The sequence below is a fragment of the Paenibacillus ilasis genome (assembly GCF_043195395.1).
Taxonomy (GTDB): domain Bacteria; phylum Bacillota; class Bacilli; order Paenibacillales; family Paenibacillaceae; genus Paenibacillus_AQ; species Paenibacillus_AQ lautus.
Genome location: NZ_JBHDJG010000001.1, coordinates 4,311,845 through 4,324,887, shown reverse-complemented (window position 1 = coordinate 4,324,887; position 13,043 = coordinate 4,311,845). Strand labels below are relative to the sequence as shown.

Annotated in this window: 10 protein-coding genes; 7 read left to right on the top strand and 3 right to left on the bottom strand. The window is 51.5% G+C overall.

Going from position 1 to position 13,043, the window contains the following annotated elements; all coding sequences use genetic code 11:
• The first annotated feature begins 255 nt into the window (after positions 1–255).
• A complete protein-coding gene (locus ACETK5_RS19585; protein ID WP_015734120.1) occupies positions 256–363 on the top strand; it encodes a hypothetical protein in 108 nt (35 codons plus the stop codon).
• A gap of 23 nt (positions 364–386) precedes the next feature.
• Here ACETK5_RS19585 and ACETK5_RS19580 read toward each other — a convergent pair whose 3' ends face one another.
• Positions 387–1,148: an aminoglycoside adenylyltransferase domain-containing protein gene (locus tag ACETK5_RS19580; protein WP_100535838.1), complete on the bottom strand. Its 762-nt coding sequence runs from the start codon at positions 1,146–1,148 to the stop codon at positions 387–389.
• 188 nt (positions 1,149–1,336) lie between these two features.
• Here ACETK5_RS19580 and ACETK5_RS19575 point away from each other — a divergent pair, with 188 nt between their 5' ends.
• The gene (locus tag ACETK5_RS19575; RefSeq protein WP_100535839.1) at positions 1,337–2,038 is read left to right on the top strand and encodes a 4'-phosphopantetheinyl transferase family protein; all 702 of its coding nucleotides are present in this window, start codon (positions 1,337–1,339) and stop codon (positions 2,036–2,038) included.
• A gap of 74 nt (positions 2,039–2,112) precedes the next feature.
• On the opposite strand, the gene ACETK5_RS19570 is transcribed toward ACETK5_RS19575, so the two are convergent.
• Positions 2,113–3,687 (bottom strand): FAD-dependent oxidoreductase, encoded by a 1,575-nt coding sequence (locus ACETK5_RS19570; protein WP_127596279.1) that lies wholly within the window; start codon positions 3,685–3,687, stop codon positions 2,113–2,115.
• Positions 3,688–3,834: 147 nt separating this feature from the next.
• Positions 3,835–6,147: a helix-turn-helix domain-containing protein gene (locus tag ACETK5_RS19565; protein ID WP_394057218.1), complete on the bottom strand. Its 2,313-nt coding sequence runs from the start codon at positions 6,145–6,147 to the stop codon at positions 3,835–3,837.
• A 198-nt stretch (positions 6,148–6,345) separates the two neighbouring features.
• On the opposite strand from ACETK5_RS19565, the gene ACETK5_RS19560 reads away from it, so the two are divergent.
• The 5 genes from ACETK5_RS19560 (at position 6,346) to ACETK5_RS19540 (ending at position 13,028) form a co-directional block, all read left to right on the top strand.
• Positions 6,346–7,884, top strand: a complete 1,539-nt coding sequence (locus ACETK5_RS19560; RefSeq protein ID WP_394057216.1) for an extracellular solute-binding protein — start codon at positions 6,346–6,348, stop codon at positions 7,882–7,884.
• Positions 7,885–8,093: 209 nt separating this feature from the next.
• The gene (locus tag ACETK5_RS19555; RefSeq protein ID WP_394057214.1) at positions 8,094–9,629 is read left to right on the top strand and encodes an extracellular solute-binding protein; all 1,536 of its coding nucleotides are present in this window, start codon (positions 8,094–8,096) and stop codon (positions 9,627–9,629) included.
• A gap of 150 nt (positions 9,630–9,779) precedes the next feature.
• Positions 9,780–10,673 (top strand): ABC transporter permease, encoded by an 894-nt coding sequence (locus ACETK5_RS19550; protein ID WP_394057475.1) that lies wholly within the window; start codon positions 9,780–9,782, stop codon positions 10,671–10,673.
• 20 nt (positions 10,674–10,693) lie between these two features.
• On the top strand, positions 10,694–11,572 hold the full coding sequence (locus tag ACETK5_RS19545; protein WP_071222846.1) for a carbohydrate ABC transporter permease: 879 nt from the start codon (positions 10,694–10,696) through the stop codon (positions 11,570–11,572).
• A 19-nt stretch (positions 11,573–11,591) separates the two neighbouring features.
• Positions 11,592–13,028 carry a family 43 glycosylhydrolase gene (locus ACETK5_RS19540; protein ID WP_394057474.1) on the top strand — a complete coding sequence of 479 codons (1,437 nt, stop codon included), beginning with the start codon at positions 11,592–11,594 and terminating at the stop codon, positions 13,026–13,028.
• Positions 13,029–13,043 lie beyond the last annotated feature (15 nt).

Sequence of the window (13,043 nt, the reverse complement as noted above, 5' to 3'; positions counted from 1 at the left end):
TAGAAGTGAGTTAGAAGAACCAACTAAATCTAATTCCAACAGCTATAAATAAAATGATCCAACCCCACAGAACCCATAATCGAAAAGGACGCGGGATAATTAAATATTCCGAATACAGTTTGAGTATAATCTTCAATTTAATCACGTCCTTTTTTGGACTCATGCACATTCTGATCATCATTGCCGAAATGCCCTGTCTAAGGGCATCTGCTTACATAAACTGTACCATACCACTTCGCAAGGAGGTTTATATCGATGAGCTACGATAAATGTTGTTACGGCGGCGGATACGGAACTTCGGTAGGCATTGTTCTGGTATTGTTTATTCTGTTGGTGATTGTATTAAGCACCTTTTGGATTTAAGTCATGGTGAGCATCCTTGTCAATCATAAAGCCTTCCGGATTCGCTCCAGCATATCGCCGGCAAACGCGATGAGACCATCCGGTGCGGATTCCGCAGGTTTCCCGGCTCCGCCGGTATATTGATGCAGGGCATGCTCGATCATCGGGTGATACTGTGAGGGAAGTGCGCGAAGCCCCCATTCGCCTCCTTCTTTTTTGGAGGACACCACGCCTTCCCTCAGATAGTACAGCACCCGGCACAGGTTTAGCGTGTAGTACATAGGGGAGCCAGTGATGTCTTGTACCGCACCCTCCACGTCATGGAGAATGGCTTGTATGTAATGCTCCCGGTCAACGGATGTAAAGACCTCTTGAACCGGTTTGCCGTACAGGGTAATGCCTCGATGATAGATAACGGTGTAATGGGCCGCGAGGTCGGCGTCTAGGGATCCGCCGCATAAGTAATCGTCATCGGCCAAGTACTTCTCCCGATGAAAGGCGGAATAGTGGAACTCGAATGGAGGCGGATAGACGAGCCTCTGCAGACTGGACTCCAGGACAAGGCTGAGTTCCAACCCCTGCTGATTGGGCATATCATCGTGGAACGCTATGATTTTCTTGGCCAGCCGTCTCATATGATCCCGGGTCAGCTTGTCCGCTACGACGAGCAGCAGATCGATATCGCTTGTGTCCGGGTTGAAGCAGCCCATAGCTAACGAGCCATGTAAGTAAATGCCGACCAGATTGTCGCCGAGCTCCTCCTTAAACAAGTCGACCGCTTGATCCAAAATCCATTGCGTGTCCAATCGAATACCTACCTTTCACTCTGTATGATATTCATCCATTATGTTCGGGAATTCTTTCCCTTGTCAATCCATCGATCCGTTCGTCCGTTTATATTTGCAATGGCGGCAGGGAGCCTAAGGCAAGCAGGGGAATTGAATGTGCATATCGAAGTGAACAGGGGACTAAGTTTTAGTGAAAGGACGGAGTTATGGATACTTTTCATGCTGACCAACCAAGCCATATTGAAGTATATGCAATTCAGAATTCGGACCAAATTCGCGATGAGACGTTCCGTGTCTTGTTCCATACGTTATCGCCCGATCGACAGGACTATGTGTCCAAATTCAGAAGAGCGAGTGATTACCAACGATCAGTGCTTGGTGATGCCATGGTCTATCGAATCCTTCGGGATAAACTGGGTCTTGATCCGAAGAATATAGAAATCGTAAGGAACGCATATGGCAAGCCATTCTTAAAGGATCATGACAACCTGCATTTTAACGTCTCCCATTCCGGGCATTGGATCGTGTGCGCCGTTAGCCACGAGCCGGTTGGGATTGATGTGGAGAAAATAGAGGCCATCGATATGGATATCGCTAAACGCTATTTCCATAAAACCGAGTTTAACTCGCTGCTAAGCTGTGATCCTTCCGTCCGGCTTTCCCGCTTCTTTGATTTATGGACGTTAAAGGAAAGCTATATCAAGGCCGTTGGCAAAGGCCTTCATTTGCCTTTGGATTCTTTTGCTTTGGCGCTGCAAGAAGGCGAGTGGGATCCTATTGTTGGGGAGGACGGAGAGACCTACTATTTTAAACAGTATGCGGTGGAAGAAGGTTACAAGCTGTCGGTCTGCGGCATTAGCCGTCATTTCCCTAAGAACGTCCATTTCGTAACTGCTGAGGAGTTATGAACGGAACTAGAAAAAACCAGCCTGAGGACGATGCCCATGAGCTGGTTTTTTGGCATTTCTATTGTAGCTGATGATCATACAGGCCGCAGTGCCGGCCATGCCAGCTCGATGCCTTCGCTAACGAGCCTTTGCTGGAAGCTGGCCAGCCTTTCTTCATCGCTGCGCACATCCGTCGGCAGAATATCATGGTCCAGGCAATAGCTGACGCAGTATCCTGCGGCCTCGCCGATGTTCCACTCTACGGGATGCAGCCGGTAGCAGCCGTTCGTAATGTGGGTGACCCCGATGTTTTTGCTGGCAGCCAGCACATTCTTCATCCGTTTCGGAATTAAGCTGCCCAGCGGGATTTGGAACGGCAGGGACGAGATATCAATGTAAGGGCGCTCGCCCGTGCTCGGATGCAGATCGATCCGGTAACAGCCAATGCCGACGGAATCAGGGAACGTTTCCGAAGCTCCGTCTGGCCGCGATTCGGTTGCCACATGCTGCTCCAGCACCGTGAACTCGGCCTGAATTCTTCTCGACTCACGGATGTAAGGATACATCGCCATGCCGTCTTCCGTTCCGACCACATCGGGACGCAGGCGCAGCCCCGGGTAACCCTGCCCGCCATCCGGCCGCGGCACCTCGGTCTGCAGCCAATACAGCAGGGACAAGCTAAGCTGCTTGGCTTGGTAGATATGATGGTCAGCCTCTTCCTTCGGAACATCGATAATGGAGCCCAGCCAGTAGTCGTTCTGCGGCCAGTTCACTAGAGACACCGAGCTTTCGAACGTACCTTCGGCGAAATGCTTGGGATCCAGGATTTGCCTGTATTGATAGAGCGGGAACTTGCCGTGCCCCGGGAATATCTCATACTCGATCGGCTCATTCGTGGACGGCTTGACGGCGGTCAGGCTTAACAGTTTATCCGGCCAGAATTCGGGTTTATATTCCCGCCAAAAATCGTAAAGGGCAGGCTTCTCGATGGTGTGGTCCTCACCCTCCAGATAATCCACGGCAAAACAATACGTGAAGCCCTGCATGTCCTGCGGCAGTGGATCGCCGTCAACGGCATGCGGCTCCCCTGTCTGGGACTTGGACTCGGCGCCGGTAACATACTCGATACCCGCCAGCGGAAGCAAATCGCCGAGCTCGGTGGCATCCACGAAGAACGGGGCGCGGAGCGCGATTTGATCCTGCGTTTCAAGATGACGAACGGTTACGCTGTTCACGCGATCCCCTGAAACGTCGGCAGATTCCGCCGCATACTGATACAGGATCGTAAGCCGTCCGCTATGAATGTACGGGGCCAGCATTTGATGCAGCACGGCGAGAGCCGTGCGCGGCTCATGGCACAGCCGGCTGACGATGCCGCTGCCGGGGTTCAATTGCACATTGGATCTGGCCTTGGGCGTCATGGGGAAAAAATCGCGGTAGTACTGGCGGACACCTTCGCGGAACTGCCGGTAGCTGCGCGTGCAGCCAAAGGATTCAATCCACGGATGCTCGTCGGGCGGAACCGCCTGGCTGGTTAGCTGTCCCCCGATCCAAGTGGTCTCTTCGGTCATGATGACCGTCTTTCCTGATTTAGCGGCGGCAAGTGCGGCGGCTGTTCCTCCGGTCCCGCCGCCGAGAATGACGATATCGGCCTGCATTTCTCGTATCATTGACAGATTCTCCTTTTGGGATAGTTTCATAAATGATCAACAAGATCAGCACAACAAGTGACTATTTCTAATTGTAGATGCTTACCCTTAGGAAAAGTACGGGAAACAGGTGACCTTTTTTGGTAATCTGATGCCGTTTTACAAGGTTTATTGTCCGGTTTTGTATTTGCCGCGATATTGCCCGGGTGTCATCCCCTCCAGCTTACGGAAGGACCGGATAAAGTTCTGCGAATTGTTGTAACTCAGCTTCTCCGCAATATCCTTAATGGGCATATCGGTTTCAACAAGCCATTTTTTGGACATTTTGAAGCGGTATTGGGACAGGTATTCGCTGAAGGACATATTGGTTTCCTTCTTGAACACGCTGCTTAGATAAAAATTGTTGTAATGGAGGCGCGAAGCACATTCCTCGAGCGTAATATTGCGGTCAAACTCATTGCGGATGATCTCGATCATCTGCTCGGAGAGATTCTGGTATTGAGAGTCCTGGCGATCCCGGAATACACTCACCATCGGCCGGATAATCCGGGATTTAAACCAGCTTTCGATATCGGGATTGGTGTAGAGTCGAAGAAGCTCCTCCACGAGAGAGCTGTCCCGGATGTCGAGTTGCTCCAGCATAATGCCATTCTCCTGCATCACGATCATCAGATCATTCAACAGCCGGATGAGTGAGATTTGATAATCATGCGGGGTCCGATCCTTGCGAAACACTTCGTGCAGCCACTGCTTCAGAAGCTCTACGGCCCGATCTTCATCAGCCAGCTTGATGGCATCAATCAGCTCGTTCTCCACCTGCATCGGGTAGAAATAGACCCGGGTATGCTTGCCGGAGTTCAGGCTGAAATAAGGGATAATGACGCCGGTACCCAGCTTGATGCGGTGTTTAAGGGCTTCAAGCCCTTCTTGGTAGGCGCGTGACGTTTTGGATAGGTTCTCGTATGGCAAACTGATGCCAATGCTGACCTCCAGATCGAGAAAGCTGCGCGTCGTCTTCTGGATCTCCTCCGATAACGTATAGATATAGTCATTGAATTCTTCCAGCGTGATACCGCCTCGTCCGATGAGCGTAACCTGTGTGAGATCGATAATGACGGAGGGGAGACGATGGGAGGAGGGGATCATCTCCTCGATGATATTGTTGACGGCAAAGAGCAGCAGATCCCTATCCTTGCGTTCATAGCGGGTTTCGTCCAGCATGTCGATCTGGAGGGTGAATACCGCCAGCCGTTCCCATGCGGACACTTGCTCCTTGAAGCCGAACAGCTCGATCTGTTCCATTACTTCGGGCGGACTGATCTTGCCCAGGAACAGTTTATGGAGGAAAAAGGTGCGCACCTGCTGGCTGGTCTGCCGAAGCTCGCTGCGGAGCTTGGTATTCGAATGGAACATATCCCGGATATGTTCGTCGATGATTTGCAGCTCGCTCTTTTTATTCGCTTGAATTTCCGGCAGGCGCTCCACGATATTTTCAAAAATGTGCCGGATAGGCGTGTACATCTTCCGCGTTCCAAGCCATACCAGCAGAATGCTGAAACCGATCATCAGCAGGCAGATATACAGTGTAAACCAGCCGATGGAGCGGGACTCCTTGGTAATGGCGGACATTTCGGTAAAGGAGGCATACAGCCAGCCGTTAAAATCGGACCGGACGTACGTAACGGACACCGGCTTGTTGTCGATCTTCGTCTCGAACTGCCCCGATTTATTGTCAAAATGGTCCAGCTCCGCCTCCGCATACCCCGTCTCGGTCAGATATTGCCCAAGCTTTCCTTGCTCGGGATGTACGACGATCCGGTAATTGTGGTCCAGAACCATCACCTCCCGGGGTTCGGAAGGGGTATCCATCATAGCCGCGAGACTGCAGCTGGGGATGGTGGCGAGTGCGACACCCCGGGCGCTGGAGGAGGAGAGCGGCATTTTCTTCACAAGCGCAATCGTGTAGGGGCAGGCATAACTGAGCGTATCGCTGGACCCGAGGGATTCCGTCTCGAGCATCACCCAATTGGAGTTCCCTTGAAGCTCCATGAGTGTCAGCAGCGTATCCTTGGAAGCGTATTCATTAAATTCGTACATGCCCCGGTTATTGATCAGCCAGTTGGTTGTTGTATTCGCAAGGATGACATCCGTAACCTTGGTTTCGGGAGATTGCAGCAGACTCATCTCTTCTCTCAGTTTGTTATACAATTGGAAGTCATAGTAAGACAGGGGCCGATACAATGCGCTTTGCAGAATATTCGAATTAATGACGTAATTCAGTGTATAGTCCACGGTCCGCAGCACCTGTTCGAGATTGCTGTTTGTTTGATTCATAATCTGGATATTGCTGCTGTTTACGTGGTTTTGTACGGAGGTGGATGATTTCATGAACGAGAAGAAGCCGAGGGCCACAAGAGGAATGATGCTGATGAAACAGCCGAACAGGACCATTTTAGAATAAAAGCTACTTTTTGGATGCAATAGGTACACCTTCCTGTTTAACAAAGTGTATAATCATTGTATGGGCAACCCGGGTTACATTCAATAATCATTTCAAAAAGAATAATCACTGTATTTGATCATCATGGCTTGTCATGAAAAAAGATGTACATATGTTAAAATCATCCCAACCACATAGGAACCGCAAGAAACATGGGGGAACGGAGGTAGAACGGATTCATGACCCGTCTGTCTAACTATGTCATTCTTTCGCTCGCTATCCTGATGGTGTCGGCTGCGTGTATCAGCATGGCCCGATCATCGGGAGCGGATGGCGGAAGTACGTCTTCTCATCGCAAAACCAGCATTTCGATTATGGCCAACCTGCACACCGCTGAGGTTCCCTCCGATCGGATCGAGAAATGGATAGAGGAAAAAACGGGTGTTCAGCTCAACATTCAGTGGGTGCCCGACGGGAGTTATGATGAGAAGGTGTTTGCTTCGCTTGCAACGGGGACTTTGCCGCAAGCACTGTATCTTAAGAATGCCGCATCCTTGTCCTATTTCAGGGACGAGATTCGGAGCGGGCAATTCTGGGAAATCGGCCCTTATCTTAAGGACTATCCGAATTTGCAGAGATTGAAGCCCGAGGTTTTGAAGAATACGGCTATAGACGGTAAACTGTACAGCCTGTATCAGGAACGAGCCTTAGCCCGTTCAGGCATCATTTACCGTAAGGACTGGGCAGATCGGCTGGGGCTGCCGGCACCGGAAACGCTTGATCAATTATATGAAATGTTGAAAGGGTTTACATATGAGGACCCTGACAACAACGGTATCGATGACACCATAGGTTTGACGGATCGCAACGATTTGATCTACGGGGCTTTCAAGACCATCAGCTCCTATTATGGAACACCGAACCATTGGGGATGGTATAACGATTCATTGCAGCCGGAGTTCGTCTTTCCACAGTATATGGAAACGATGAAGTTCTTCAAGAAGCTTCATAGCGAGGGACTGATAAATGAAGACTTCCCGATTACCAGCAAAACCGACCAGCAGGAGCTGTTCGTAACGGGAAAAGCCGGCGTCTATATCGGCGCGATGGGGGACGTCCTGTCCCTGGAGTCAAGGCTGCTTGCGAATGATCCCAAGGCAGTGCTGGATGTTCAGAACCGGATTCTCGGACCCGATGGGTACAGGATTTGGGCTTCGCAGGGGTACGGAACGGTCATCTTGTTTCCGAAGACCGCCATTGCCACGGAAGAGGAATTGAAGAGTGTGCTCTCCCTCTATGATGCGCTGATGCGTCCCGAGCTTGCGAATCTGATGTATTGGGGAATCGAAGGGACTCACTATACCGTTCAAGATAACAAAGCGATGGCGGTGGATGCTTTTGAGCTGAGGGAAAAGGACGTAAAGCCTTACCAGGCTTTGATGGCCGGAGGCTTCAGCACCATACCGGGCATGCTGCAGCCGGTTAACACGAATCAGGTGAAGGATAAGGCCGAGCGGCTGATTTATGATAACGAAAGCTTCCTCGTCTATGATCCCACCGCACCGCTGGAATCTCCGCTGTATAACGAGATCGGCGTCAGATTGAATGAACGCATGCGGGATGCAACCTATCAATTCATGCTCGGGATGATTGATGAGCAGGGCTTTGAGGCCGAGACCGACCGTTGGCTGGAAGAGGGGGGCCGCCAAATTATCGAGGAATATAATACTTCATACCAAAGCACGGCCGGACCATATTTGCATGAGCAATACCGCTAGGGGATGGATATCCCCAGCGGTATTTTTGTTGTGCCATGCGTGATCAATCTCATTGACAACATAATCATTAGATTTGATTCCACGGCATTCCATGCTGGACGCGACCGAACTCCCCATATCCAATCTCAGGATTATATACGTACCGGGCTTCCGTCATCTAAGCTGTTTCTTGTCAGTCCATATTCAAATTTAAAAACGGAGGTCAGAAGATGAAGAAGAAGAAAGCCAGTACCATCCTGGCAATTGTAACCGCTTTATCCGTGTTGGCGGGCTGTGGCGGCAACTCCGCTCCTGCAGCAACCGGCAGCTCAAATGGCAGTCCAGCGCAAGGCGAGAAAGCGAGCGATCCGGTAACCATCTCGATTATGGCCAACCTCCATACTCCTGAAGTTCCCTCCGACATGATTGAGAAGCTGCTGGAAGAGAAAACAGGCACCAAGCTTGACATTCAGTGGGTGCCGGACGGCACTTATGATGAAAAGGTGAATGCATCCTTTGCAACCGGAACGCTGCCGCAGGTGACGTACCTGAAGAATGCTGCCTCGCTTGTGAATATGCGTGATGCGATCCGCAACGGGCAATTTTGGGAAATTGGGCCATTGCTGGATCAGTACCCGAACCTCAGCAAGCTGAAACCCGAGGTATTAAAGAACACGGCGGTGGACGGCAAAATCTATGCGCTGTACCGTGAAGTGCCTTTGTCGCGCCAGGGCATCATTTACCGCAAGGATTGGGCCGACAAGCTTGGGCTCAGCGCTCCGACCAATGTGGACGAATTCTATAATATGTTGAAGCAGTTTAAGGAGAAGGACCCTGACGGCAATGGCAAAGACGACACCATTCCGCTCACGGACCGGAATGACCTGATCTATGGCGCGTTCAAAACGATTAGCTCGTGGCTCGGCACGCCGAATAACTGGGGCGAGAAGGACGGCAAGCTGGCTCCCGAGTTTATGTTCCCCGAATATATGGAGACGATGAAATTCTTCAAGAAGCTTCACCAGGAAGGCCTGATCAATCAGGATTTCCCGGTTACCAGCAAAACCGACCAACAAAATCTGTTCATTACCGGCAAGTCGGGCGTTTATATCGGAGCGATGGGGGACGTATCCAGCCTGCATCCCAAGGTCGTCGAAGTGAATCCGGATGCGGAGCTCGATGTTCAGAATAAAATCGAGGGAGGACCGAACGGCTTCGGGATCTGGTCTGTGCCCGGCTATGGTTCGGTGATTCTCTTTCCGAAAACGGCCATCAAATCGGAGGAGGAGCTGAAAGGAGTGCTTGCCTTCATGGATCAGTTGATGAGCCCGGAGCTCGGCAACCTGATTTATTGGGGCGTGGAAGGACAGCACCACAAGCTGGAGGAAGGCAAGGTCGTTCCTTCGGAGGACGTCAAGCTGACCGATCGTGAAGTGAAGCCGTACCAAGCCATGCAGGTCGGCGGGCCGTTAACGATTGAAGGTTTTTATGAACCGAAGCACTTGCTCCCTGTTAAAGCGAAATCCGAGGAAATGATCACGGAAAACAATGATTATCTCATTGAGGATCCTTCGGCTTCGCTGGATTCCAAGACGTTTAACGAAAAGGGCGTCCAACTGCAGGAGATGATTAAAGACGGCACGTATCGATTTATGCTTGGCGATATCGATGAGGCCGGATTCCAGGCGGTCGTGGATAACTGGCTTAAGAGCGGCGGTCAGCAAATCATCGATGAGTTCAACGTATCCTACGAATCATCCAAATAACGAACATGCCAGCATCCCGAATGGCCGGGGACTGCGATGCTGCAGTTTCCGGCAGGCTTCGGGACAGAAAGGAAGTCTGAGATCATGAGCGAAACCGCAGTGAAGACCGGGATGAGCAAGAGCGCCCCCAAAATACCGGAGTCCGGTCGAATGAGAAGAATAATAAAAAACCGGGCGATCTACCTCATGATTCTTCCGGGATTTTTATACTTCCTGATCTTTAAATACATCCCGATGTCGGGATTGATTATAGCCTTCCAGGATTATCAGGCTTATCTTGGCGTCACGGGCAGTCCCTGGGTGGGGCTCAAGCATTTTGAGCGGCTGTTTACCGAGCCGATGTTCTTCACGATTTTGGGCAACACGCTGCTGCTGTTTTTCTTGAACCTGGCATTCTATTTTCCCGTGCCGATTATCCTCGCCTTGATGCTCAACGAGGTCCGGCGCGAAGTATTTAAACGTTTTATCCAGACGCTGGTGTACATTCCCCACTTTATGTCTTGGGTCATTATCGTATCCATTTCGTTTGTCATGCTCTCGATGGATCGCGGAATCATTAATGAATTGCTGGTTATGGCCGGATTCGAAAAAATCAATTTCCTGATGAGCAGCGAATGGTTCAGGCCGATGTATGTCATGCAGATCATCTGGCGGGAGGCAGGCTGGGGCACGATCATCTATTTGGCCGCCATGGCGGCGATTGATCCCGGTTTATACGAAGCGTCCCGGATTGATGGAGCCAGCCGCTTTCGGCAAATGTGGCATATTACGCTTCCTTCGATTCGAAGCGTGATCGTCGTTTTGTTGATTTTGAAAATCGGCGATGTGCTGGAACTTGGGTTCGAACATATCTATCTCCTCTTAAACTCAATGAACCGGGATGTGGCGGAGATTTTCGATACGTATGTTTATACCGCAGGTCTTAAGCAAGGACAGTTCAGCTTCAGTACGGCGGTCGGGTTCTTTAAATCGCTGATCGGTCTCATTCTGGTGATGCTGGCCAATTGGCTGGCCAAAAAAGCCGGAGAAGAAGGCATCTATTAACTACAGAAAGGTGGATCGCTATGGTACAAGATAAAACGATATCGAGCCGAATTTTCGATATTGTGAACTATACGCTGCTGTTGATCATCGGCCTGGTTACCATCCTGCCTTTCCTGCACGTCATCGCGGGATCCTTCACAACCGTGACGGAGCTGGCGCAGAAGCAGTTTGTCCTGTTTCCGACCGTTTGGTCGCTTGATGCCTACAAATATGTATTTTCAACCAATACGGTGTTTCGCTCGCTTGGCGTTTCCGTGGGCGTCACCTTCCTGGGCACCTTGTTCAGCATGCTGCTAACCTGCCTGATGGCTTACGGACTGTCGCGCAGGGATCTGGATGGCCGTAATTTCATCATGTTCATGGTATTGTTCACGATGCTGTTCAGCGGCGGAATGATCCCCACGTTTCTCGTGGTGAAGGAGATGGGGCTGATCGATACGTATGCGGCGCTGATTGTCCCGACGGCGATCAATGCCTTCAATCTCATCATCATGCGAAACTTCTTTCAGAACCTGCCTGAGGGACTGGAGGAATCCGCGAAGATCGACGGGGCCGGCGATTGGGGCATCCTGTTCCGAATCGTGATTCCGCTGTCGATGCCTGCCATTGCAACCATATCGCTCTTTTATGCGGTGACCTACTGGAACACGTATATGTCGGCGATTTTGTACCTGAATGATGCGGCCAAATGGCCCGTGCAGGTCATTCTGCGGCAGATCGTCATCCTTGCCAGCGGTTTGGCGGCAGACACCTCCGGCATGGACGAATTCGTCCGGCCGCCGGAGCAGACGGTGAAGATGGCAGTTATCGTCATTGCCACGCTGCCGATTCTGTGCGTGTATCCGTTCCTGCAGAAGCATTTTGCGAAGGGTGCGCTGCTGGGATCCATCAAAGGATAGAGAGGAGTGAGGTAAGGTGTTGGAAAAGAAACGGTATGCGCCAATCATTGCCGGCAATTATGCCGACCCGTCGGTCATCCGGGTCGGCGAGGATTATTACATGACGCATTCCTCCTACAAGCTGACGCCCGGACTCGTCATTTGGCATTCGCGCGATCTGCTGAATTGGAGCCGAGTTGGGGCTGCCCTGCCTCATTACGAGGGGGATGTATGGGCACCGGACTTCGTTGCGCATAACGGCATGTATTATATTTATTATCCGGCGGGGCGCACGAACTGGGTCGTAACGGCGTCCAGTCCGGCGGGACCTTGGAGCAAACCGATCAATCTGGGGATCAAGGGAATCGATCCGGGGCATACGGCAGGACCGGACGGAAAGCGTTATTTGCATATGTCGGGCGGTGATTTTGTAGAGCTTACGGCGGACGGACTCGCGGTCGCAGGCGAAGTCAGACATGTGTATAACGGCTGGCGGTATCCGGACGATTGGGTCGTGGAGGCTTACAGCCTGGAGGGGCCGAAGATTACCGTTCACGATGGATATTACTACCTGACGGTGGCCGTCGGGGGGACGGCCGGCCCGCCTACAAGCCATATGGCCGTGTCATCAAGATCCAGAACGCCATGGGGCCCCTGGGAGCACTCTCCGTACAACCCGATCATCCATACGGAGTCCAGGGATGAGCCCTGGTGGTCCAAAGGACACGCCTCGTTAATCGACACCCCTGACGGCCAGTGGTGGATGGTCTACCATGCTTATGCGGGCGGGTTCCATTCGCTGGGCAGGCAGACCTTGCTCGAACCGATCGAATGGACTTCTGACGGATGGTTTCGAGCTGCGGGAGGCCGTGAGGGACTTGACCAGCACGATCGGCAGCGTTACGAAGGAGAAACCAATGTTGTGCAGCAAGGAGTTTCATTCAGGGATACCTTTGCCGGACCTGAGCTGGGTCTGCATTGGCAGTGCGAAGGCGTGGAGCCTTCCGCCCGGTTCCGTTCGGGGAATCAGGAACTGGTTGCCGAGGCAGCATCCGAGGAAGCAAAGGCTTCCCCACTGCTTTATATGGCGGGTCATGAACGTTATTCGGCAGAGGTCGAGATGATCGTGGAGGGCCCGGCAGAAGGCCGCCTGCTGCTCTACTATAACGATGCGGCATATCTTGGTATGGGAGTCAACGAGCGCGGAGTCAGGCATTTCCGGTCATTCAAGGGCTATGGCACGATGCCGAATGATCAGCGCAGGGCATTTTTGCGATTGGTAAACGATAAGCATATCGTTTCATTCTTTTACAGCTTCGATGGGTTCGAATGGCACCGATACGACAAAGTGGTGGATGTTTCAGGGTTTCATCACAACACGTTTGGCGGGTTTCAGAGCCTCCGCATCGGACTGGATGCTATCGGTAAAGGCAGGGTAATTTTTCGGGATTTTTCATATAACGTCATAAAGAGCTGAAAGAAGGGATAGGGC